Annotated in this window: 20 protein-coding genes and 1 riboswitch; of the genes, 11 read left to right on the top strand and 9 right to left on the bottom strand. The window is 70.6% G+C overall.

The features are described from left to right. Window position 1 precedes the first annotated feature (1 nt). Window positions 2-868 (top strand): trehalose-phosphatase, encoded by an 867-nt coding sequence (gene otsB, locus OG453_RS05775; RefSeq protein ID WP_266865109.1) that lies wholly within the window; start codon window positions 2-4, stop codon window positions 866-868. Here otsB and OG453_RS05780 read toward each other — a convergent pair. The 3 genes from OG453_RS05780 to OG453_RS05790 form a co-directional block, all read right to left on the bottom strand. Next, the gene (locus OG453_RS05780) at window positions 856-2346 is read right to left on the bottom strand and encodes a right-handed parallel beta-helix repeat-containing protein (RefSeq protein WP_266865111.1); all 1491 of its coding nucleotides are present in this window, start codon (window positions 2344-2346) and stop codon (window positions 856-858) included. The genes otsB and OG453_RS05780 overlap by 13 nt on opposite strands. Before the next feature lie 142 nt (window positions 2347-2488). Next, a complete protein-coding gene (locus tag OG453_RS05785; protein ID WP_266865113.1) occupies window positions 2489-3895 on the bottom strand; it encodes a trehalose-6-phosphate synthase in 1407 nt (468 codons plus the stop codon). Window positions 3896-4029: 134 nt separating this feature from the next. Then, window positions 4030-4974: a glucosyl-3-phosphoglycerate synthase gene (locus tag OG453_RS05790; RefSeq protein WP_266869728.1), complete on the bottom strand. Its 945-nt coding sequence runs from the start codon at window positions 4972-4974 to the stop codon at window positions 4030-4032. Window positions 4975-5129: 155 nt separating this feature from the next. Continuing rightward, window positions 5130-5259: riboswitch (SAM riboswitch) on the top strand. Between the two features lie 17 nt (window positions 5260-5276). Here OG453_RS05790 and thrC point away from each other — a divergent pair. From thrC to OG453_RS05815, 5 genes are all read left to right on the top strand, one after another. Continuing rightward, window positions 5277-6581, top strand: a complete 1305-nt coding sequence (gene thrC / locus OG453_RS05795; RefSeq protein WP_266865116.1) for a threonine synthase — start codon at window positions 5277-5279, stop codon at window positions 6579-6581. Window positions 6582-6693: 112 nt separating this feature from the next. After that, complete coding sequence (locus OG453_RS05800; protein WP_266865118.1) at window positions 6694-6969, top strand: MoaD/ThiS family protein; 276 nt, start codon at window positions 6694-6696, stop codon at window positions 6967-6969. Window positions 6970-7393: 424 nt separating this feature from the next. Further along, window positions 7394-7597 (top strand): cold-shock protein, encoded by a 204-nt coding sequence (locus OG453_RS05805; RefSeq protein ID WP_005315736.1) that lies wholly within the window; start codon window positions 7394-7396, stop codon window positions 7595-7597. 285 nt (window positions 7598-7882) lie between these two features. Then, window positions 7883-9508, top strand: a complete 1626-nt coding sequence (gene groL / locus OG453_RS05810) for a chaperonin GroEL (protein ID WP_266865120.1) — start codon at window positions 7883-7885, stop codon at window positions 9506-9508. 345 nt (window positions 9509-9853) lie between these two features. Further along, window positions 9854-12961: a helix-turn-helix transcriptional regulator gene (locus OG453_RS05815; protein WP_266865122.1), complete on the top strand. Its 3108-nt coding sequence runs from the start codon at window positions 9854-9856 to the stop codon at window positions 12959-12961. A gap of 77 nt (window positions 12962-13038) precedes the next feature. Here the strand turns inward: OG453_RS05815 and OG453_RS05820 are convergent, their stop codons facing one another. Continuing rightward, window positions 13039-14292 (bottom strand): hypothetical protein, encoded by a 1254-nt coding sequence (locus OG453_RS05820; protein ID WP_266865124.1) that lies wholly within the window; start codon window positions 14290-14292, stop codon window positions 13039-13041. A 349-nt stretch (window positions 14293-14641) separates the two neighbouring features. After that, window positions 14642-15889, bottom strand: a complete 1248-nt coding sequence (locus OG453_RS05825) for a triacylglycerol lipase (RefSeq protein WP_266865126.1) — start codon at window positions 15887-15889, stop codon at window positions 14642-14644. A gap of 533 nt (window positions 15890-16422) precedes the next feature. Between OG453_RS05825 and OG453_RS05830 the strand changes: the two genes are divergently transcribed. From OG453_RS05830 to OG453_RS05840, 3 genes are all read left to right on the top strand, one after another. Then, entirely contained in the window at window positions 16423-16698 is a 276-nt protein-coding gene (locus OG453_RS05830) for a hypothetical protein (RefSeq protein ID WP_266865128.1), read from the top strand. Between the two features lie 39 nt (window positions 16699-16737). Further along, a complete protein-coding gene (locus tag OG453_RS05835; RefSeq protein ID WP_266865130.1) occupies window positions 16738-17025 on the top strand; it encodes a hypothetical protein in 288 nt (95 codons plus the stop codon). A gap of 74 nt (window positions 17026-17099) precedes the next feature. Beyond that, window positions 17100-18290 carry an MFS transporter gene (locus OG453_RS05840; RefSeq protein ID WP_266865132.1) on the top strand — a complete coding sequence of 397 codons (1191 nt, stop codon included), beginning with the start codon at window positions 17100-17102 and terminating at the stop codon, window positions 18288-18290. A 10-nt stretch (window positions 18291-18300) separates the two neighbouring features. On the opposite strand, the gene OG453_RS05845 is transcribed toward OG453_RS05840, so the two are convergent. From OG453_RS05845 to OG453_RS05855, 3 genes are all read right to left on the bottom strand, one after another. Continuing rightward, on the bottom strand, window positions 18301-19155 hold the full coding sequence (locus OG453_RS05845; RefSeq protein ID WP_266865134.1) for a hypothetical protein: 855 nt from the start codon (window positions 19153-19155) through the stop codon (window positions 18301-18303). 236 nt (window positions 19156-19391) lie between these two features. Next, window positions 19392-19658, bottom strand: coding sequence for a DUF397 domain-containing protein (locus OG453_RS05850; protein ID WP_266865136.1), 267 nt, complete (start codon window positions 19656-19658; stop codon window positions 19392-19394). Then, window positions 19639-20481 carry a helix-turn-helix transcriptional regulator gene (locus tag OG453_RS05855; protein WP_266865138.1) on the bottom strand — a complete coding sequence of 281 codons (843 nt, stop codon included), beginning with the start codon at window positions 20479-20481 and terminating at the stop codon, window positions 19639-19641. The genes OG453_RS05850 and OG453_RS05855 overlap by 20 nt, the downstream gene beginning before the upstream one ends. A gap of 114 nt (window positions 20482-20595) precedes the next feature. Between OG453_RS05855 and OG453_RS05860 the strand changes: the two genes are divergently transcribed. Together OG453_RS05860 and OG453_RS05865 are read left to right on the top strand one after the other, a co-directional pair. Next, a complete protein-coding gene (locus tag OG453_RS05860) occupies window positions 20596-20808 on the top strand; it encodes a hypothetical protein (protein ID WP_266865140.1) in 213 nt (70 codons plus the stop codon). Continuing rightward, the gene (locus OG453_RS05865) at window positions 20805-21029 is read left to right on the top strand and encodes a hypothetical protein (RefSeq protein ID WP_266865142.1); all 225 of its coding nucleotides are present in this window, start codon (window positions 20805-20807) and stop codon (window positions 21027-21029) included. The genes OG453_RS05860 and OG453_RS05865 overlap by 4 nt, the downstream gene beginning before the upstream one ends. A gap of 3 nt (window positions 21030-21032) precedes the next feature. On the opposite strand, the gene OG453_RS05870 is transcribed toward OG453_RS05865, so the two are convergent. Beyond that, window positions 21033-21794: a polysaccharide deacetylase family protein gene (locus OG453_RS05870; RefSeq protein ID WP_266865144.1), complete on the bottom strand. Its 762-nt coding sequence runs from the start codon at window positions 21792-21794 to the stop codon at window positions 21033-21035. Window positions 21795-21836: the final 42 nt, after the last annotated feature.

Below are 21836 nucleotides of genomic sequence, written 5' to 3' on the forward strand. Positions count from 1 at the left end.
CATGGGTGACCCCGTGTACTCGCCGTCCTCTCCCTCTCCCGAGCTGCCCGAACCCGTGACCCCCGCCGGGCGCGAGGGCCTGGCCGCGCTCCTTGCGCGGCCCGAACGTGCCGTGATCGCGCTGGACTTCGACGGCACGCTGGCCCCGATCGTCCCCGACCCGGAGCAGGCCCGCGCCCACCCCGACGCCGTGCCCGCCCTCGCCGCGCTCGCGCCGAAGGTGCGGTCCGTCGCCGTGGTCACCGGCCGCCCGGCGGGCGTCGCCGTGCGCTACGGCGGCCTCGCGGGCGTCCCCGGCCTCGAACACCTCGTCGTGCTCGGCCACTACGGCGCCGAACGCTGGGACGCCGTCTCCTCCACGGTCCACGCCGCCGAACCACACCCCGGCGTCGCGGCGGTCCGCGCCGAACTCCCCGGCTTCCTCGACGCGATCGGCGCCTGGCGCGGCACCTGGATCGAGGAGAAGGGCCGCGCGGTCGCCGTCCACACCCGCCGCGCCCAGGACCCGCAGGCCGCCTTCGAGGCGCTGCGCGAGCCGCTCGGCGAGTTGGCGTCCCGCCACGGCCTGATCGTCGAACCGGGGCGCCTGGTCCTGGAGTTGAGGCCGCCTGGCATGGACAAGGGCGTGGCCCTCGCCGACTACGTACGCGAAGTGGGCGCCGAGACGGTCGTCTACGCCGGCGACGACCTGGGTGACCTGCCCGCCTTCGCCGCCGTCGAGAAGCTCCGCTCGGACCAGGTGCGCGGCCTGCTGGTGTGCAGCGGCAGCGCGGAGGTGGCGGAACTGGCCGAGCGGGCCGACCTGGTGGTGGAAGGCCCGCGGGGCGTGGTGGAACTGATCGCGGCGATCGCGGCTCAACTTCCCTGATCCGCCCCGAGGTTGGGCGGATCGGGGATCGGATTGCCGAAGTAGTCGTGGGTGATCCCGTCGTCGACGGCCGTGCCGATGCCGCGAGCAGGCGAATCGCTCCTCAGCCGTACGTCGTCGGGGGCGTCCGGAGTGGTGTCGGCGAACCGGGGGTCGGCGTTGACGCCGGACGGGTCGCGCGGCTGGGCGGTCCGCCAGTACAGGTTGTTGCTGAAGGTGCTGACGGTGTCCTTGATGGGAGACCCGGCACCGGGCGCACCCACGAGAACATTGTCGCGGAAGGTGACACCGGTGGGCCCGTTGTTGGAGACGAGCGCGGTGTCGGCGCGGTCGGTGACGACGGTGTTCCGATAGACCTGGGTGTCGGTCGCGGCCCCGCAGACGACGGAGATCACGGCGTACGGAGACGTGGTGTTCCGGTCGTTGACGCTGATGTTGTCGTGGATGCGGTTGCCGTCGCTGGTGGTGTCCGCGCCATTGCAGACGAGTAGGAAACCGCCCTCGTTGTCGTGGCTGTAGTTGTAGCGGTAGGTGTTGCGGACGTTGCCGCCGTCGATGTCGTACGCCATTGAGTCCCGCGTCCCGTGGCCGCCGGTGACCTCGTTGTACTGGTAGAGCGCGTCCTGCGACTCCCAGGCCCAGATGCCGGCGTTGTAGCCCGCCGAGCGCATGTTGAACCCGTCCACGTAGTTGTGCTCGACGCGGGCCTTCCGCGTCTCGTGGATGACGATGCCGTCGCCGCCGACGTCGTAAGCCTTGTTCCGTACGAACTCGACGCCGCTGGAAAGGAGTTCGGCATCGGCGTCCGTGCCGCTGCCCCAGGTCGACATGGTGCCGATGCCGGTGCGGTCGACGTGGCGGACGGTGGAGTCCTCGACGCGGAGGCCGTTGAAACGGGTGGGGGTGGTGCTGCCCTGCACGACGAAGAGAATCCCGCCGGACGGGTCCGGGTCCTTGAAGTCGGCGCCGTTCACGTCGTGGACGTCGACTCCGTCGACGACGAAGTGGTCGGCCGTGCCGTAGTCGGTGAGCTGGACGTAGAGCCCGGCGCGGCGTTCGGTGGTGGTGGCGGGACCGGTGTTGGAGAGGTCCAGGTTCCGGATCTCCCACTGCTCGGTGTTGACCAGATGCAGGGCGGCGCGGGCGCCGTTCGCCTGGATGCGGGGCTTGGCCTTGCCGCTTCCGTACGCGTCGATCAGCACGGGGGCGCCGGCCGCACCCGCACCTTTGGGAGCCAGCACCCCCGTGCAGCTTGTGCCGCGCCGCAGCAGCAGTTTCTCGCCGGGGGCGTAGGTGTGGGCGCTCGCCTTCTGCAGGCTGCGCCAGGCCGTTCCGGCGGAGGTGCCGGACGCGTTGTCGCTGCCGCTCCGGCAGTCGACGTAGTACGTCTTCGCCTCCGCGGCGGCGGTGGGGGCGGCTGTCGCCCCTGCCAGGGCGAGGGCGGTGAGGGCTACGGTGCTTGTGCGGCGTAGGGCCATGCGGGGAAGGTAGCGAGGGGGCTGGCCGGGGGCCCATGGACAAACGTGGGTGGGGGTTGGAGATTTTTCCCGCCCACCCACCCGATTGCCCGGCAGTTGCCAGGTTTTTCAGCCCGTCCGGCGTTTGAGGACGAAACCGCCCTTACCCCAGCGCCCCCAGCTGGTCCAGGAACCACTGGGCAGGCGGCAGCGCAGTGGCCGCCGCAGCGAGTCGTTTTGTGCGTTCGGCGCGCTCGTCCGCAGGCATGCTCAACGCCTCGTGCAGCGCAACCGCCGTACCCGAAACGTCATACGGGTTCACCACCAGCGCGTCCTCGCCCAGCTCCTCGTATGCCCCAGCCTCCCGCGACAGAACAAGAACGCACCCCTCGTCGGAGACGACCGGCACCTCCTTGGCGACCAGGTTCATCCCGTCCCGGATGGGGTTCACCAGAGCCACGTCCGCCAGCCGGTACGCCGCCAGCGACCGCGCGAAGTCGTCCTTCACGTGGAGCACCACCGGGGTCCAACCCGCCACCCCGTACGCCGAGTTGATCGAGTCCGCGAGCCGCCGCACCTCCGCCGTGTAGTCGCGGTACACCGCCAGGTCCTGCCGGGACGGATACGCGAACGCGACGTGCACCACCCGCTCCCGCCACTCGGGGTGGTCCTCCAGGAGCTGCCGATACGCCTGCAGCCCCCGCACGATGTTCTTCGACAGTTCCGTCCGGTCGACGCGGACGATCACCTTCCGGTCGCCCCCCACTTGCTCCCGCAGCGCGACCAGCCGCTCCTCCACATCCGCCCGCCGCGACCGCTCCCGCAGGAAATCCGCGTCCGCCCCAAGCCCGTGTACCCCGATCCGCGTCCCCGACGTACCGCCGAGCGCGTCCACGCAGCACGCCGTGAACGCGTCCGCCCACCGCCCCGTCAGGAACGCCGCCCGGTCGGCGCCCAGGATGCCCCGCAGCAGCTGCTCGGCGATGTCGTCCGGCAGCATCCGGAAGTAGTCGACCGGCGCCCACGGCGTGTGCGAGAAGTGGCCGATGCGCAGGTCGGGGCGGAGTTCGCGGAGCATCCCTGGGACGAGAGACAAGTGATAGTCCTGGACGAGGACCGCGGCGCCGGACCCGGCACTCTCCGCGAGTGCCTCCGCGAAGGCTCGGTTGTAGGTCTCGTACGAGGCCCACTGCGCCCGGAACTCCGGGCCGAACGCCGGTTCCAGCGGGGTCTGGTAGAGCATGTGGTGGACGAACCAAAGCACCGAGTTCGCGATCCCGTTGTACGCGTCGGCGTGCACGCCCTCGTGCGACCCGGCGTCGATGTCGAGCATCCGCACGCCCGGCTCGGCGACCCCGCGCCGTACGGCCTCCCGGTCGCCGTCACCCAGCGCCGCGCAGACCCACAGGGCGTCCGCGTCGTCCCCGATCGCGCTGAGCCCGGAGACGAGTCCGCCGCCGCCCCGCTTGGCCGTCAGCTCCCCGTTCTCCTCCAGGGTGTACGTGACAGGGCCGCGGTTGGACGCGACGAGGACCTGGGCGGCCGGGGCCGCTGCCTGCTCGGAGACCATGTGCCGAAACCTAGCCCCTCCGGGGAAACCTCAAACGTACGGCCGGACCCCCGCGGGGGCCCCGCCGTATACGTTCCAGGAGCAAGCAGTCGCGCGAAGGCTCGAGCGCCCAGTCGCGCCTCCGCTGGGCGTGGCTACGCCACGCGGCGTTCCGCGTACTCCGCGATGTCGGCCATCGGCGGCCGCTCCTCCGTGTCCACGGAGTGGGTGCGCGGCGCGAATCCGTGCTCGTCCCGCTCGAACTGCGTGAGCTCGGGGCGTACGAGGTGTCCGCGGGCGAGCCGCAGCTGTGCCGTCCGGTAGATCGCCGCGGCCATCCGGCCCAGCGCCTGACCGTCCTGGTGACGGTGCTTGCGCACACCGACGTCGACCTGCGCGAGCGCGTCGAGGCCCACCGTGTGCAGCGCGTCGACAAGGAGGCCCAGCTCCACTCCGTAACCGACGGGGAACGGCAGCCGTTCGAGCAGCGACCTGCGTGCCGCGTACTCGCCGCCGAGCGGCTGGACGAAGCCCGCGAGCTGCGGCCAGTGCATGTTCAGCAGCGGGCGCGCCATCAGCTCGGTGACCCGGCCGCCCTGACCTGCGGCCCCGCCGAGCGGGCGGTCGTACATCGCCTTCACGAAGTCCACGTCGGGCTCGGTCAGGAGCGGGCCCACGATGCCCGAGACGAAGTCCGCCGAGAACTCCTTCAGGTCCGCGTCGACGAACGCGACGATGTCACCGCCGGTCACCAGGAGCGAACGCCAGAGGACCTCGCCCTTGCCGGGCACGGCCGGGATGCGGGGGAGGATCTCGTCCCGGTGCACGACCCGCGCGCCCGCGGCGCGCGCGACCTCGGCCGTGCGGTCCTTCGAGCCCGAGTCGATCACCACGAGCTCGTCGACGAGCGGGGCCTTCTCGACCAGCTCACGGCGGATCTCCGCGACGATCTCGCCGACCGTCTCCTCTTCGTCGAGCGCGGGCAGCACGACACTCACCGACGTGCCGGACGCCTTCTTCGCCGCGATGAGCCGGTCAAGCGGCCGGTCGGCGACGGACCAGGAACGCCTGCTCAGCCAGCGCTCGGCCTCTTCCAGCAAGGTCAGGGTCCTCTCTGTGTGATCCATCTCGCGGTTCGGACGACTATCTCAAGCGTCCAGGCCTTCGGTTACAGTCTTGAACAACGCGGATGACCATCGCATGTCGGGGGTCATCGCGTAACAAATGCACCGGGACCGCGAGCCCGGCGCCATAGCGCTCATCCAGAGGGGCAGAGGGATACGGCCCGTTGAAGCCCCGGCAACCCTCCCGCCGACCGACGAGGTCACGGTGGGGAAGGTGCCAATTCCGTCTCGCGGCGAGATGCGCCGCGGGGAAGATGAGGAGAAAGGGCCTCGCCTCCATGGCTGCGCAGACTGTCGCAACGAACGACACCACCACCGCTACGAACTCCGTAGACCTCGGCCCCGCATCGGGCCTCTCCTGCCGCGAGTGCGGCGAGCTCTACGCGCTCGGCCCCATCTTCGCCTGTCAGGCCTGTTTCGGCCCGCTCGAAGTGGCCTACGACCTGCCGACCGGTGACCCCGAGGCGCTCCGCAAGCAGATCGAGTCCGGCCCCGCCAACATCTGGCGTTACGCGCCGCTGCTCCCCGTCCCCGCCGACGTGGCCGACAAGCCGAACCTGAACCCCGGCTGGACCCAGCTCGTCAAGGCCGACAACCTCGCCCGTGAACTCGGCGTCGAGCAGGGCAAGTTGTTCGTCAAGGACGACTCCGGCAACCCCACGCACTCCTTCAAGGACCGCGTCGTGGCGCAGGCGCTCGAGGCGGCGCGCGCCTTCGGGTTCACGACTCTTTCGTGCTCTTCGACGGGCAACCTCGCCGGTGCCGTCGGCGCCGCCGCGGCCCGCGCCGGCTTCCGCTCCTGCGTGTTCATCCCGCACGACCTGGAGCAGGGCAAGGTCGTCATGGCCGCGGTGTACGGCGGCGAGCTCGTCGGCATCGAGGGCAACTACGACGACGTGAACCGCTTCTGCTCCGAGCTCATCGGCGACCCGCTGGGTGAGGGCTGGGGCTTCGTCAACGTCAACCTGCGGCCGTACTACGGCGAGGGCTCCAAGACCCTCGCGTACGAGATCTGTGAGCAGCTGGGGTGGGTCCTTCCGGACCAGCTGGTCATCCCGATCGCGTCGGGCTCGCAGCTCACGAAGATCGACAAGGGTCTGAAGGAGCTGATCCGGCTTGGCCTCGTTGAGGACAAGCCGTACAAGATCTTTGGCGCGCAGGCGGAGGGGTGCTCGCCGGTGTCGGCCGCCTTCAAGGCGGGGCATGACGTCGTACGTCCCCAGAAGCCGAACACCATCGCCAAGTCGCTGGCCATCGGCAACCCGGCCGACGGGCCGTACGTGCTGGACATCGCGCGTCGCACGGGCGGGGCGGTGGAGGACGTCAACGACGAGCAGGTCGTCGATGCGATCAAGTTGCTCGCGCGGACGGAAGGCATCTTCGCGGAGACCGCGGGTGGGGTGACGGTCGGCGTCACGAAGAAGCTGGTCGAGGCTGGCCTCATCGATCCGTCCCTCACCACGGTCGTGCTGAACACCGGGGACGGCCTGAAGACGCTTGACGCCGTCGCTGAGACCTCGCAGGCGACTGCGACCATCCGGCCCAGTCTTGACGCGTTCCGCGCCGCGGGGCTTGCAGGCTAGTCGCCGTAGGGGCTGACCGCCGTCGCCGACCGGCTGGTCGTGGTCCGTCCTCGCGCAGTTCCCCGCGCCCCTTTCAGGGGCGCTCCCTCCCCGTATCTCTGAGGTGAACCCCATGAGCGTCAACGTCCGCATCCCCACCATTCTTCGCACCTACACCGGCGGTCAGGCCGAGGTCGCCGCCGAGGGGGCGAACCTCTCCGAGGTCATCGCCGACCTGGAGAAGAAGCACGCCGGTATCGCCGCCCGCGTCCTGGACGACCAGGGCAAGCTGCGCCGCTTCGTGAACGTGTACGTCAACGACGACGACGTCCGTTTCGAGCAGGGTCTGGAGACGGCCACTCCGGACGGCGCGGGTGTCTCGATCATTCCTGCCGTCGCCGGCGGCTGATCCTTTACGCAACCACCCTGTGTTATCTCAATTGCCCCCTCCGCGAGAGAAGTGGAGGGGGCAATTCCATGTGGTTGAGCGCGGTACAGTTGGGAAACGAGCTTCTCCGTTTGTGCCGAGCGCATATACGAAGTCGGTCCGGAGCCGATAAGAAGTAGCCAAAGTGCACTGCCCATTTGAGCCGATCGCGGCATTTGTCTGGCCCGACTTGCCCTGAACTCCGGCAAATTCTCCGCATATTTCCGATCGGGCGTGCCCGGAATTCTCGTCCGATTGACCTGTTGCAGACGGCAGTTGGACAGATACATTCAGCCGCGGTCGACGCGTTCCGGCGCACACCTCCACATCCCATTGGGGGGGTGAGGTCTGACCCGGGTCCGCGAAGTGCGGGCCCGTGCAAGGGCCAGTAATAGGGGAGTTAGGCATGGCTCAGGGCACCGTCAAGTGGTTCAACGCGGAGAAGGGGTACGGCTTCATCGCGGTCGACGGTGGTGCGGATGTTTTCGTCCACTACAGCGCGATCCAGATGGACGGCTACCGCACCCTTGAAGAAGGTCAGCGAGTCGAGTTCGAGATCTCGCAGGGCCAGAAGGGTCCGCAGGCGGACATGGTCAAGCTCGCCGTCTGATCTCGGCGCGATCGGCCACCGACGCACTCACGGCGAGGGGCCCGTATCCCGACAGGGGTACGGGCCCCTCGTACGTCTGGGATCCGCCAGGGGCGCTTGCACTCGTAGGGGGCGAGTGCTAATCATTGGCTTAGCACTCTCCCAGTGAGAGTGACAGAACTTGGATCGGGTCAGCGAGGTCCGCAGGCCGGGTGGGGCAAGGAACCACACGGCGCGCAGGCCGTCCGTCGCGGGCGCGGGCACGGTCCGTTTGCATTTCCACCCCGTCCGGGAGGACCACTTCACATGGCCAAGATCATCGCGTTCGACGAGGAGGCACGGCGCGGCCTCGAGCGCGGCATGAACCAGCTCGCCGACGCCGTCAAGGTGACCCTGGGCCCCAAGGGTCGCAACGTCGTCCTCGAGAAGAAGTGGGGCGCCCCCACGATCACCAACGATGGTGTCTCCATCGCCAAGGAGATCGAGCTCGAGGACCCGTACGAGAAGATCGGCGCCGAGCTGGTCAAGGAGGTCGCGAAGAAGACGGACGACGTCGCCGGTGACGGCACGACGACCGCGACCGTCCTGGCCCAGGCCCTGGTGCGCGAGGGTCTGCGCAACGTGGCCGCCGGTGCCAACCCGATGGCCCTCAAGCGCGGCATCGAGAAGGCCGTCGAGGCCGTCTCGGGCGCCCTGCTCGAGCAGGCGAAGGATGTCGAGACCAAGGAGCAGATTGCTTCGACGGCCTCCATCTCCGCCGCCGACACCCAGATCGGCGAGCTCATCGCCGAGGCGATGGACAAGGTCGGCAAGGAAGGCGTCATCACCGTCGAGGAGTCGCAGACCTTCGGGCTCGAGCTTGAGCTCACCGAGGGCATGCGCTTCGACAAGGGCTACATCTCGGCGTACTTCGCGACCGACATGGAGCGCATGGAGGCGGCCCTGGATGACCCGTACATCCTGATCGTCAACTCCAAGATCTCCAACGTGAAGGACCTGCTCCCGCTCCTGGAGAAGGTCATGCAGTCGGGCAAGCCGCTGCTGATCATCGCCGAGGACGTCGAGGGCGAGGCCCTGTCGACCCTGGTCGTCAACAAGATCCGTGGCACCTTCAAGTCCGTCGCCGTCAAGGCCCCGGGCTTCGGTGACCGCCGCAAGGCCATGCTCGGCGACATCGCCATCCTCACCGGTGGCACCGTCATCTCCGAGGAGGTCGGCCTCAAGCTGGAGAACGCCGGTCTCGACCTGCTCGGCCGCGCCCGCAAGGTCGTCATCACCAAGGACGAGACCACGATCGTCGACGGCTCCGGTGAGAGCGACCAGGTCCAGGGTCGCGTCAACCAGATCCGCGCCGAGATCGAGAACTCGGACAGCGACTACGACCGCGAGAAGCTGCAGGAGCGCCTGGCGAAGCTCGCCGGCGGTGTTGCGGTCATCAAGGCCGGTGCCGCGACCGAGGTCGAGCTCAAGGAGCGCAAGCACCGCATCGAGGACGCCGTTCGCAACGCGAAGGCCGCCGTCGAAGAGGGCATCGTCGCCGGTGGTGGCGTGGCCCTCATCCAGGCCGCCGCCGTCTTCGAGAAGCTTGAGCTCGAGGGTGACGAGGCCACCGGTGCCGCCGCTGTGAAGCTGGCCCTCGAGGCCCCGCTGAAGCAGATCGCCGTCAACGCCGGCCTTGAGGGTGGCGTCGTCGTCGAGAAGGTGCGCAACCTGACCGTCGGCCACGGCCTGAACGCCGCGACCGGTGAGTACGTCGACATGATCGCCGAGGGCATCCTCGACCCGGCGAAGGTGACGCGCTCTGCCCTGCAGAACGCCGCCTCCATCGCCGCGCTGTTCCTCACCACCGAGGCCGTCATCGCCGACAAGCCGGAGAAGGCGGGCGCTGCCCCGGCCGGCGGCGGCATGCCGGGCGGTGACATGGACTTCTGAGCCTCTTCGGCTCGGTAGGCCAGTCTTCACGTACCGAGGGCGGCACTCCTTCTCACGAAGGGGTGCCGCCCTCGGGCGTTTTCTGTACGACCTTCCATACGGCCTTCTATGCGACCAGAGTCCTGACCGCGACGGCGAGCAGGGTGATGTCCAGGGCGATCGCCACGATCAGGGAGAGCGCCGTGAGAACGGCGAGACGGGACGGGGACACTACGGCTCCTCGGTGAGTGTGTCCGGCAGGGACGTGAGGACTGTCCCGAAGTCCGTGTGCAACGGGGTGCGCCTGGAGGAAAATGAACGCCGTTGAACAGGGGCAGCGTTGAACGGGGAAGCGGAGGGCGGCCGGTGGCGGGCGGTGCGGGCGGCGACGCCGCGGCCGCGCTCGCTCAGCTGCGCAAGGAGCTGAGGCAGCGGCGCGACAGCGCGGGGCAGACCATCGACGGGCTCATCGGGCGTGCGGCGGCCCACCGCGTCCGGCTCGGCCGCACCACCGTCAGCCACGCCTTCAACGACGGCCATCCGCCGCCCACTTGGCGCACCGTCCACGCCCTGGCCCGCGCCACAGGGGCCGACGGCGACGGCGTCGCCCGGCTGCGGGAACTGTGGGAACGGGCCGCCCGCCGGGAGGACGCCGCCCTGCCGGTGCGGCGCGATGACCGCTCCCCGGCGGCGGCGGTGCTGTCCGCGGGCGTCGCGGACCCGGCCCTCCTGGAGGTGCACGAAGCCGTCCTGCCCGGACCGGCCCCCGGGGGTCTTCCGTACCTCACCCCGTACCTGAGCCGCCGCCACGACGGAGAGCTGCGCCGCCGCGTCGAGCCCGCCGTCGCCGGGGAGTGCTCTGTCCTGGTGATGGTGACCGGCGGCTCCTCCACCGGGAAGACGAGATCCCTGTACGAAGGGCTGCGCGCCCTCGCGCCCGACCGGCCGCTGCTGCGGCCCGAGGGCCACGCCGGTCTCCTGGAGCTGCTGCGCGCCGGGCGGATCGGCGCGGGCGCGGTCCTCTGGCTCGACGAGGCGCAGCGCTTCTTCCACGGCGGACCCGGCGCCGAGGCGGCGGCGGACCTGCTGCGGCAACTGCTGCTCGCACAGCGCGGCATCGTGGCGGTGGGCACCATGTGGACCGAGCCCTACCAGGAGTTCCTGGCCAGGCCCGACACGGTGACGGACCCGCACAACCGCGTGCGGGCACTGCTCGCGTCCCCCGCCACGCGCAGAGTGACCGTGCCCGACCGGCTGACGGGCCCGGAGCTCGAATGCTGGCGGCTGCTCGCCGAGTCCAGCGGGGACCAGCGGATGACCGCCTCCTTGAACGCGGGGTCGCGCGACGGTCTTGTCGTGCCGCACCTCAGTGGCGGGCCCGAGCTGCGGGAGGCGTTCGGCGCGGGCCCGGGCGCCTGCTTCAGCCACGTCGAGCACGCGCTCATCAGCGCGGCGCTCGCGGCGCGCGGCCTGCACCACTACGCCCCCCTGCCCGGCGCCCTCCTTTCCGCTGTCGCCGACGCCGCGCTCGATGCCAGGCACCGGCCCGCCGACCCCGACTGGGCAGCCGTCGCGCTGCGCTCCCTCTGCTCCGGGGTGCGCCCCGACGGCCGCCGTACGGACATCCGTTCCGTACTGACCGCGTTGGTCGCCGTACGGACGGTCGCGGGCGGGGATGCGGCCTACGAGCCCGCCGACTACCTGGAGCAGGCGCTGCGCTCCGAGGAGGCGCTGCCCGCGCCGACTCCCGCGCTGTGGCGGGCACTTGAGGAACACACGACGGACCCGCACGAGCTGCTCGTGACGGCCAGGGAAGCCGAGCGGCGCGACTTCCGGAAGCAGGCGACGCTGCTGTTGCGCCGGCTGGTCGCCGCGGGCCACCCGCATGTGCTGGAGATCCTGTTCCTCACGCTGCCCCGCCAGGTGTGGCGCGGCGAGGAGTTGATGCTCTGGATCGCGGAGAACGCCGGGCTCGTGTCGCGCGAGAGCACCCGCGCCTTCCTGTGGAGCGTGGCCCGCGCGAAGTGGCAGGCTCCCGTGGACCGGATCGTGGGGCGGGCGGTCGCACGGGTGGACCTGACCGATCCGGAGCAGCTCGCCGGCCTGCTGTCCGACCTGACGCAGATCGACCAGGAGGCTGCGCTTCTGGACCGGGATCCGATGGCCCGGGTGCGGCTGCCCGAACCACGGCTCGCCGCATGGCTGTTGGGATGCCTGACCCGCCGGGGCCACCTGGACGCGGCCGTCCGGCTCGCCGACCGGCTGCTCCCCGGTGCCGACCTCGGCGACGCGGGGCTCGCCGCCGCGCTCCTGGCGCTGCTGCACGCCGTGGGAGACCGGGGCGCCGATCTCGCCGCCGTGGCGCGGGAGGCGGCGCGGCGCGTCGACGTGGGCGACCAGGACGGTGCCTTGGAGGTCCTTGAGGAGCTGGTCGATGCGGGCGAGCCCGAGGCGGCGCAGCTGCTGGCCGGCCGGGTCGCGGCCGGTGCGGACGTGAGCGATCCGGAGGCCGTCGGGGTCGTACTCGATCAGTTGCGCTTCTACGACGGGATGACCGATGCCGCCCGTCACCTCGCCGAACGAGCCGCGGGAAACGTCGAGTTGAGGTCTCCGGAGGACGTCGCGTTCATGCTGGACGGGATGCGTGCCATGGGTGTGGCAGGCGCCCTGACGCAGCCCTTCGCCCAGGAGGCGGCACGGCACGTCGATGTCACCCGGGCCGCGGGCGTCACCCTCCTTATGTGGACGCTCGGCGAGATGGGAGAGACGCAGGCCGCGGCGCGGATCGCCGACCGGGCCGTGGCGGAGGGGGTGGCCCTCGGCGATCCCGAATGGGCCGCGTACTTCCTCGCCGAGATGGCCAAGCTCGGCAGAACGGACGCGGTCCCGGCGCTTGCCGAGCGTGCCGTGACGGAGGCCGACGCCGGCGACACGCGAGTGAGCTTCCTGCTGGGCGAACTGCGCGACATGGGGCGGACCGACCTGGTGGAGCGCCTTGCGCGGCGCAGCGCCGAGCGGGGCGGCGGTCTCACGCTGGCGCGGCGGTTGCGGGATGCCGGGCAGGACGGATGGGCCGAGCGGGTCATCGACGGGCTGCTCACCCGCTCCCGTGTGCGCCTCGGTGACGCGTACCAACTGGCCATGTTGCTGGACGAGTTGACGGAGGCCGAGGAGTACGCCGCCGCCGCTCGGCTGGCCCGCGACGCAGTACCCCAGGTCTCCATGGTCGGCGTCGAGGGCGCGGACGCCCTGCTGGAAGCGTTGCGCAAGGCGGACCTGCCGGAGGAGGCGGAGCGTCTGGAGGCCCGGGTGGCGCAGCGCCCGGCGCCCCGCGTCTGGTCCCCGAAGGCACCGTACGGCCTGGAGACCGACGGAAGCCCGGCCGAGCCGTGGACGTGGGACGAGCTGCCGCCTGTCGACGAGGCGTGGTGCCGCAAGGCGCGGGCGGTGGCCCGCGAGACGCGGTGGCTGTGACGTGGCCCCGCTCCGTCATGACGTGCCCCGCTCCGTCATCCGGAGCGGGGCCCATGCTGCTACCCGGCCGGGCCGGGCTACGGCAGCCGGTCCATGATCCAGGTGCAGAGTTCCTCGGTGACCAGGGTGTGGCCCTCGTTCCGGGAGGCGCAGAGGTACTCGTCCAGTTCGCTGTCCTCGGAGTTCTCCGGGAAGGGCTCGTACAGCTTCTGATGGGTGTCGACGTCGCGCAGGGCGACCGCGCTGACCGCGGGCACGAAGCAGTGCTCGCGGATCTCGGCCTCCGAGCCGAGGCCGATGATCGCGGGGATCTTGTTCAGCTCGTCGGCGAGGATGCCGAAGCCCTCCAGGGTGCCGCCGGGCGCGCCGTCGATCTCGGGCAGGCCCGAGGTGCGGATCTGCGGCTTGCGCAGGGTCACCACCCTTAGCTGTGCGACGAGTTGGTCCTCACCCGCGGGCTGGGTGTAGAGGTGAGTGCCGGTGATGGCCAGGCCCTTGCCGTGGAACGCCCGCTCGCCGGGGTCGATGCCGTTGCCCTCGCCGGTGCGTACGCCGTTGGCCACGCCGATCTTCCGGGGCTGCCGCGGCCAGCCGCCGACCCGCTCCAGCTCGGCGATGAACTCGGTGCGCTCCTTGTCGGTCTCGGGGCTGTCGTCCCACTCCGCGATGTGCTGCCACAGGAGCTGGCGGGCGGCCGGGCTGTTCATCTGGTTCGAGAAGGCGGAGTTGAGCTTGCGGATGTAGTGGGCGAAGGACTGCAGGGCGATCGGGATCCAGGCGCCGCGGTGCGGGCTGTCATAGGAGAAGTACAGCGCCGTCCGGTGATCCTCGGTGTCGTGCTCCATCTTGGCGAGCGCGTACCGCGTGACCAGGCCGCCCATGCTGAACCCGCCGACGGCCAGCGGATGGCCGCTCTTGCGCCGCGCGATCGCCTCGCGGATGGCGGCCCGCGCGACCTCGGCGTTCTCCAGGATGGACGCGCTGCGCTCCTCGAAGCCGATCAGTACGACGTCACGCCCGCGCTGCCGCAGCTCGCTGATGAACGGGTACGGGCCCCGCTCCAGGATCTCCCAGGAGTAGTCCAGATCGCTGGGGCCCGTGTTGAACCCGTCGCCGAGGAGCACCGGCTTGTCCAGGCCGAACTTGGGGTTGGCGAGGTACACCCAGGCCTTGCCGCCGGGCAGCGTCCACTCCTCGTCCGGGGCGGGGGCCTCGGCGGGGACCTCCCTGGGGCCGGGCGCCAGCGTGATGTGGGCGGCGGACCTCAAGGCTTCGGCGATCTGCTCTTCGTCGGGCTCGCTGGGCTGGTTGGGCTCGTTGGGCTCGGTCATGAAGGTCCCCTCCGGGAGTACCGGTGCGATGGCGTGCGATGACGTACGCGTGCTCATGACGTACACGTGCTCATGACGTTCGGTGTCATCTTTGGTACGCCGGGTAGCCGCCGGCAGCCGGTCCCCGCGATCCGCACCGGGGCCAGGAGCCTTTCGGACAGGGCGACTTCGGCCGATTACGCGTGTGACGCGAGGGGCGTGCCCCGCCGACCAGCGGCGTACCTGTGGCACCGGCGCCGGGGCCCGCGCCGGCCGACGGCGCGTCGGCCAACACGGCGCCGGGACCGGCCGCCCGCACCCCGCCGCGGCGCGGGAACTCTGTCGCGAAGACGACCGGGCCGGGTGACGGCTACTGGGGCAGCCGGTCCATGATCCAGGTGCACAGTTCCTCGGTGATCAGGGTGTGGCCCTCGTTCTGCGAGGCGCACAAGAAGTCGTCCAGTTCGCTCTCCTCCGGAGAGAGCGAGCTGATGTCGGCGTACAGGTTCGCCTCGGTGTCGAGATCGCGGATCGCCACGGCGCTCACCGCCGGCACGAAGCTGTGCGATGCGATGTGCGCCTCGGACCTGAAGCCGAGGATCGGCAGCAGGGCGTTGAAGCGGTCGGCGAGGATCTCGAAGCTGTTGAGCGTGCCGCCTGGGGCGCCGTCGATGGGCGGCAGGCCCGAGGTGTGGACCTCCTTGGCGGGCGGCGGCGTCACCACCCGCAACTGGGCCACCAGTTGCTTCTCGCCCGGCGACTGGGTGTTCAGCTTGCTGCCGAGCACGGAAAGACCCTTGCCCTCGAAGGCGAGTTCGCCGGCCCCGACGCCATTGCCCGTGCCGTTGGCCAGGCCGTTGGCGACACCGATCTTGCGCGGAATCCGCGGCCAGCCGCCGACCCGCTCCAGTGCTTCGAGGAAGCTGGTGCGCTCCTTGCTCTCGGCGGGTGTGTCGTTCCACTCCGCGATGTGCCGCCACAGCAGCTGCTGCGCCGCCGGGCTGTTCATCTGGTTCGAGAAGGCGGAGTTGAGCTTGCGGATGTAGTGCGCGAAGGACTGCAGGGCGATCGGGATCCAGGCGCCCCGGTGCGGGCTGTCGTACGAGAAGTACAGCTCGGTCTGGTGGTCCATGCGCTGCGTCTCCAGCCTGGCCAGCGCGTACCGCGTGACCAGGCCGCCCATGCTGAAGCCGCCGACGGCGAGCCGGTGGTCGCCCCGGCGGTCCGAGATGGCGCGGAAGATCGCGGCCGTGGCGGTCTGGGCGTTGTCCTGGATCGGGGCGCTGCGGTCGTGGTAGCCGATCAGGACGACGTCGCGGCCGCGCCGCCGCAGCTCGGTCAGGAAGGCGTACGGGCCGCGGTCCAGGAACTCCCAGGAGTCGTTCAGGCTGCTGGGCCCGGAGTTGAAGCCGTCGGCCATGAGGACGGGCCGGGTCAGCGCTTGATTCCCCTGGCCGTAGTACACCCAGGCGGTGCCGCCGGGCAGGTCCCATACCTCGTTGGCCACGGGGGCGGGGGTGACCACGGGCTCGCTCGGCCCGGTGCCGAGGGCGATCGGAGGCGCGGCGAGAAGTGCGTCCTGGACCTGCTGCTCGGTGGGTGTGTTCTCTTCGGGCATGGGTGTCCCCTCCTGCGATGTCGGCGACTGGGGCGGCATCGACGTCGACGCGATGACGCTCTGCGTCATATTGGGCACCGGCGGTAGGCATCGGAAGGTGATCGCCCGGATCCGAACGGGAGTTGGGGCGCTTCCGGACAGGGCCCATCCCGTGGGTTCCGGCCGCGGTCGGCGGGACTGGTACGGACCGCGCCGGAGTGGCGTGGGGCGCGTGCGGCGGGGTTGGCCCAGGAGGTGGTCCGGTGGCGCACTTCGGCCAACGGCGCCGCGCACGCCACCGGGCAAGGACGTCGCGAAGTGATCGACAGCGGGTGGTGCGGGCGGCCACGCGGTGCGCCGGGCGGCTCGGAACGGGGGTCGGCGCCGCTCGGCGCGCGGCGGGGCCCGCGGTGGTGAGACTGATCGATTCTGCCTAGCTCACACGAGTGATGGACGGGCTCGATGCCTGGTCAGGGCGGGCGCGGCGCCGGTACCAGTGGGGGTGAGGCCGGCCCGCGCGGGTCGGCCCGCACTCCTCTCAGTAGGGAGACATCATGCGCAAGGGCAAGATCCGACTCGCTGCCGTTGTCGTGACCGCCGTCGCCGGATTCCTGGCGACGGCCAACTCGCAAGCCACAGCGGCCCCTTCCGACCACCGGGTGGCCGCCGTCGAGTCCTCGCCGCCCCGCCCGACGGGGGTCTACGGCCCGTACGCCTTCTACGAAGCGTGCTGGGTCGCGGGCAACAACGGCCAGCAGGCCGGGCAGTGGCAGTCGTTCTTCTGCTCGCAGAACGGCACGGACCAGTGGTGGCTGTTCACCACCCCGTGAGGGCAGTGACCTAGTCAGGGGCTCTTCGTTTCCCTTGACATGAAGATCACCAAGATTCTGATGACGGGTGCCGCCGCCGCGGCGATGGCGGGCGCCTCCGCTTCCGGGGCGTTCGCGGCCGGCCCGGCGCCGAGCGCCCCGGTCGGCGACAAGAACGTGGGGGCGTCGTCCGTCGCGACCGAGGCGCTCAACCAGGCGCACGACAACCTCTACACCGGCCTCGCGATCCGGGGCGGCAGCGAGTCCCCGGATGCGCTGACCGACGTCGCCAACGTCGCCGGCAAGATCGATGAGACAGGGAAGTCCGCGCTCGTCCCGGGCAAGTAGGGGCGAGCAGCCCGGCGGCGGTGTCGGCCAGGTCATGGCAGGCGAGGGCGGTGTGCGGGGTTAGCGTCGGCGGCATGGATGGTGATCACCGGCGTTGGCGCCAGTGCCTGCTCAGCGGGGCGGTGTTCGCCGTGTGCATGGCCGGCACCACACTGCCGACCCCCCTCTACAGCCTCTACCAGGACAAGTTCGGGTTCTCCGAGCTGACGGTCACCGTCGTGTACGCCGTGTACGCCTTCGGGGTCATCGGCGTGCTGCTCCTGGCGGGCAACGTCTCGGACGTGGTGGGCAGGCGTCCGGTGCTGCTGTGGGGCCTTGGCTGCGCGGCGGCGAGCGCCGTCTGCTTCCTCTCCGCCGTCGGGATGGGCTGGCTGTATGCGGGGCGGCTCCTTTCGGGACTGTCCGCCGGACTGTTCACCGGGGCCGCCACGGCGTACGTGATGGACAGGGCACCGTACGTCGGCGCCTCCCGGGCCACGTTCGTGGCGACGGCCGCCAATATGGGCGGTCTCGGCTGCGGTCCGCTGCTCGCCGGTGTGCTCGCGCAGTACGCCGCCTGGCCGCTGTACCTGCCGTTCGCCGTGCACCTCGCACTGGTCGCCTGCTCGGCCGCCGTCCTGCTGCGGCTTCCGGAGACCGTACGGGAGCCGCGGCCGCTGAGCACGGTACGACCGCAGCGGCCCGGCGTGCCCCCGCAGGTGCGGGCGGTGTTCGTACCCGCGGGGATCGCCTCCTTCGTGGGGTTCGCGCTGTTCGGGGTGTTCACCTCGGTCAGCCCGGCGTTCCTCGCAGAGTCCCTGAACGTGGAGAACCACGCCGTGAGCGGCCTGGTCGTCGCCCTTGCCTTCTTCGCATCGACCGCCGGGCAGTTGGCGATCGGCCGGGTCGGGGTGGGGCGATCACTGCCCCTGGGCTGCGCCGGACTCCTCGCCGGCCTTGCACTGCTCGCGGGCGCGCTGTGGTGGGACCTGCTGGCGCTGGTGGTGCTCAGCGCACTGGTCGGCGGGTGCGGGCAGGGCCTTGCGTTCCGCGGGGCGCTGTCCGCGGTGGCCGCGGCATCTCCCGAGGACCGGCGCGCGGCGGTGATCTCGTCGCTGTTCGTGGTCGCGTACACGGGCATTTCGCTGCCGGTCATCGGGGTGGGCGTACTGACGGAGCCGCTCGGTCTGGAGGGCGCGGGCCTTGTGTTCATCGCGTGCATGGCGGTCCTGGTCTCGACCGCGGGCGTCTATCTGCTGCGGCGGCCGGTAGGGGCCAGGGCGTAGCCGCGTACGGTCATCTGCGGGTGCTCAGCGGGGCGCGGGCAGTCGCCGCGTGGGCGCGGACCGCCGCAGGCGACAGGGGCCTCGCGCGCTGTGCGGGCCCGGATGTGCCCCGGCACGGGCCGCATACGCCGTCGGGCAGGGCGCCGGGGCGGCCGGGGGTGCCGCACTTCGCACACTCCAGTACGCGGAGTACGGGGCGGAGGGCTGGTTCCGGCGGGAGCTTGGCGGTGAGGCGGCTGCGCACGAGGGCTGCCGGTCGGTGGATGACGGGCGGCAGCCCGGCGGTGAGGGCGCGCAGGAGGTCCTGTTCCGTGGCCCCGCCCTCGAACCAGCGGGCGGCGTCCGGTGCGAGGGCCGTGCAGTCGGCCTGCGAGAGGGAGAGGGAGGGGGCGGTACGGCCCAGGGCCGCAAGGAGGATGAACGCGCGGCTGCGGGTGGGGCGTTGGGGTGGGTCGTCGCTGTCTTCCGGTACGTCGCCCCGAGTGAATGTCGCCCACCAGGCGTTGTCCCGCGCCGTTCGCGAGAACCACGTTCGGGTGACCCAGCGGGCACTGCCGCTGCCGCGTACGTGTTCGCTGCCGCGCCGCAAGTGGCCCGCCGCCTGGAGCATGTTGAGGGCGGTGCGGAGGGCGCATTGGCCGTACGGGAGGTGCTTGGCCAGCGTCTTTACGGAGATGTCGGCGCCGTCCGGCAGGCGGTCGAGGATCGCGGCGATGGCCGCCTCGCGGGGCGGGAGGTGCGCGAAGTCGTGGGCGGTGCGGGGGCATTGGCCCGGGGCTGAGCGTTTCCCGTAACCCGGATTGGCCATCGGGTGCGGGTCTGCGTGCGCAGGGCGGAAGGCGGCACTAAGCTTGGCGTCAGCCATGGATCGAACCTTGTCTTTCGATCGTGATGGTCAAACCCCCGCAGGTGTTCCAGCACCGGGCGGGGGTTGTTCGTTATGCGGGCACGCTAGAGCGTTGTCACGCTGCGTGGCAAGTCGAACCCGAAAAGTGGTCGGCTGTGCCAACTGCCAGGGAGGGAGGGCGGGTTGAGGCCCGCCTCCCGTTCCTTGGAAAGAGGGCTCGCTGCTTGCGGCTTGAGCTCCGGGGGTCCTCGCTGTCAGGTGGCCTTGAGGTCCGTGATGAACGCGGACCAGGTCGTGGCCCGGAACACGAGCTTCGGGCCGGTGGGGTTCTTGGAGTCGCGGACGGGGACGAGCTCCGGGTGGCCGTCGGCTACTTCGAGGCAGTCGCCACCACTGCCGCCGCTGTACGTGGACTTGCGCCAGGTGGCGACCTCTACGCAGTCGCCACCCTGGCCGCCGCTGTAACTGGACTTGTGCCAGACGGCCGTACTCAGGTCGTACTCAGGGATGCAGTTCTCCATGCTCGTAATCCTGCGCCACCGACTCGATCAGGGCCAGGGATTCCTTCGGGGAGAGCGCTGTGGCCTGGAGCAGGTTGAACATCAGGGTGTGGCGGGTGACTGTCGCCGGGTCGTCCAGCAACTTCCCCATGTTCGGCGCTTCGACGAAGGAAAGTGCGGGCGCGTCCTCGAACTCCATGAGCTTCAGGGGGCCGTCCATCGAAGCGTGAGCTCCAGCGCCGAACGGCAGTACCTGCACGATGATCCGGTGCTTGCGCGCGAGGTCTGCCACGTGGCGAAGCGCCTCCGTCATCACCGTGTCGCCGCCCACTTCCCGTCTGAGGGCGGCCTCGTCCAGAACGGCCCACAACAGCGGGGTTGTTGGATCGTCGAGGAGGTGGGAGCGTTCCAGTCGCGCTGCCACCAGTGCGTCGATCGTCTTGTCCTGCGCCGTCGGGTGATACGCGCGGAAGACCTCCTCCGCGTACGCCTTCGTCTGGAGCAGGCCGGGGATCAGCAGTGTCGCGTACTGCCTGATGGAGGTCGCGATCGACTCCGCCTCGGCCGCCTCCGCGAAGTGATCCGGGTACTTGGACTTCGCGATCGCCGCACAGTTCCGCTCGAAGAACCCCTCTGTACCCAGGAGTTCGTCTATCTGTCGCGCGTACTCCAAGTGCATCCGCCGCGTCCCCGCTTCGAGCTGGCCGATGAACGAGCCGCTGACGAACAGGGGCGTGCCCAGCTCCTCCTGGCTCAGGCCCGCCCGTTCGCGGGCGTGGCGCAGCTCGGCGCCCAGTAAGGCGCGGGGTGACGATGAGGGGTCGAGGTCCTTCGGTCCTGGCATGGCAACTCCCGGTCGTACAGGGCGGGTTGTTGATGCGTCGTCGCTGTTCAGGCTAGCCGGGAGTGACCACGCTGGGTGAGGAAAACGGAACACTGTGTGTGAAAGGCGGAGGTCATGGCGCTGACGGCGGAGGAGCGGGTGCGGGCGGCGGAGGAAGCCGTACGGCAGTTGAGAGCGGGGCTCGAAGGGGCCGGGGTCACGCTGCCCTCGCTGCGGATGGACCCGCTGACGGCGGCGTCGGCCGGGGCCCTGCCCCTGGTCGAGCTGGGGCGCTGCAACCTCGACACGGCGCTGCGGCTGGCCGCCGTACTGGAGGGGGCGCGATGAACGAGGATCCGCGGGTGCCGGAGGAGGGGACGTACGCCGTCGACCACCGGGACGGCAGTGTCGGGCAGGTCATGGGGTGCGAGGGCGGGCTCGTGCAGCTCAGGCCGCTCGGCGGCGGGCGGGAGTGGGACTGCCCGCCGGAGTCCGTCGGGCAGGCGCCGCCGGGCGAGGTACTGCGGGAGAGGGTGCGGCAGGTCAATCGGGAGGGGCGGCTGCCGTGAAGGTCAGCGGACCGGGAAGCCGAAGGTGTAGCCCTGCTGCTTTAGGCGGGGGAGGAGCGTGCGCAGGGCCTCGACGGTCTGGGAGCGGTCGCCGCCCGCGTCGTGGAAGAGGACGGTCGGGCCGTTGGGAAGCTCCCGCTCGACGGTGGCGACCATGGCTTCCGCGCCCGGACGCTCGAAGTCCTTGGTGTCCACGTTCCAGCCCAGCGGGCGCATGCCCCGGGAAGCGGCGAGCTTGCGGCTGGCGGGGGTGAACGCGCCGCCGGGCGCCCGGTAGTACATCGGGCGTACGCCACCGGACGCCTTGGTGATCATGCGTTCGGCGTCGAGGATCTGCTGCGACTGATAGGCCTCGGACTTCTTGTCCATGGCGGTGTCGTGGGACACCGAGTGGTCGCACAGGCGGTGCCCGGCCGCGACCACCTTCTTCACCAGGTCCGGGTGGGCCTGCGCCTGCGTCCCCACCATGCAGAACGTGGCCTTCACGTCGTACTCCCGCAGCACGTCGAGCACTTGAGGGGTCCACTTGGGGTCGGGGCCGTCGTCGATGGTGAGGTTGACGCCGCGCTTCCCCGCCTCCGAGGCGTGCGCGATGGTCTTCGAGACCGGCTTGACGGCGCTGCTCGGCGCCTTCGCCGCCGGGGAGTCGTCCGCCGTACCGGCCTGCGCGCTCCATACCCCCGCGCCCGTGGCGAGCATCGTCACCCCGAGCGCCGCCCCGAGCAACTTGCCGTACCAGCCCCGCCCGCCACTGTGCCGTGCCATGTCCCGCCCCTTTGCGTCCGGCCCCTCGCCGCTCCCCGGTCA

The sequence above is a fragment of the Streptomyces sp. NBC_01381 genome (assembly GCF_026340305.1).
Lineage (GTDB): Bacteria > Actinomycetota > Actinomycetes > Streptomycetales > Streptomycetaceae > Streptomyces.

Bases quoted from the DNA above. Each gene is read 5' to 3' on its own strand.
- otsB (WP_266865109.1), top strand. From the start codon at position 2: ATGGGTGACCCCGTGTACTCGCCGTCCTCTCCCTCTCCCGAGCTGCCC.
- OG453_RS05780 (WP_266865111.1), bottom strand. From the start codon at position 2,346: ATGGCCCTACGCCGCACAAGCACCGTAGCCCTCACCGCCCTCGCCCTG.
- OG453_RS05785 (WP_266865113.1), bottom strand. From the start codon at position 3,895: ATGGTCTCCGAGCAGGCAGCGGCCCCGGCCGCCCAGGTCCTCGTCGCG.
- thrC (WP_266865116.1), top strand. From the start codon at position 5,277: ATGGCTGCGCAGACTGTCGCAACGAACGACACCACCACCGCTACGAAC.
- OG453_RS05800 (WP_266865118.1), top strand. From the start codon at position 6,694: ATGAGCGTCAACGTCCGCATCCCCACCATTCTTCGCACCTACACCGGC.
- OG453_RS05805 (WP_005315736.1), top strand. From the start codon at position 7,394: ATGGCTCAGGGCACCGTCAAGTGGTTCAACGCGGAGAAGGGGTACGGC.
- groL (WP_266865120.1), top strand. From the start codon at position 7,883: ATGGCCAAGATCATCGCGTTCGACGAGGAGGCACGGCGCGGCCTCGAG.
- OG453_RS05820 (WP_266865124.1), bottom strand. From the start codon at position 14,292: ATGACCGAGCCCAACGAGCCCAACCAGCCCAGCGAGCCCGACGAAGAG.
- OG453_RS05825 (WP_266865126.1), bottom strand. From the start codon at position 15,889: ATGCCCGAAGAGAACACACCCACCGAGCAGCAGGTCCAGGACGCACTT.
- OG453_RS05830 (WP_266865128.1), top strand. From the start codon at position 16,423: ATGCGCAAGGGCAAGATCCGACTCGCTGCCGTTGTCGTGACCGCCGTC.
- OG453_RS05835 (WP_266865130.1), top strand. From the start codon at position 16,738: ATGAAGATCACCAAGATTCTGATGACGGGTGCCGCCGCCGCGGCGATG.
- OG453_RS05840 (WP_266865132.1), top strand. From the start codon at position 17,100: ATGGATGGTGATCACCGGCGTTGGCGCCAGTGCCTGCTCAGCGGGGCG.
- OG453_RS05845 (WP_266865134.1), bottom strand. From the start codon at position 19,155: ATGGCTGACGCCAAGCTTAGTGCCGCCTTCCGCCCTGCGCACGCAGAC.
- OG453_RS05850 (WP_266865136.1), bottom strand. From the start codon at position 19,658: ATGGAGAACTGCATCCCTGAGTACGACCTGAGTACGGCCGTCTGGCAC.
- OG453_RS05855 (WP_266865138.1), bottom strand. From the start codon at position 20,481: ATGCCAGGACCGAAGGACCTCGACCCCTCATCGTCACCCCGCGCCTTA.
- OG453_RS05860 (WP_266865140.1), top strand. From the start codon at position 20,596: ATGGCGCTGACGGCGGAGGAGCGGGTGCGGGCGGCGGAGGAAGCCGTA.
- OG453_RS05865 (WP_266865142.1), top strand. From the start codon at position 20,805: ATGAACGAGGATCCGCGGGTGCCGGAGGAGGGGACGTACGCCGTCGAC.
- OG453_RS05870 (WP_266865144.1), bottom strand. From the start codon at position 21,794: ATGGCACGGCACAGTGGCGGGCGGGGCTGGTACGGCAAGTTGCTCGGG.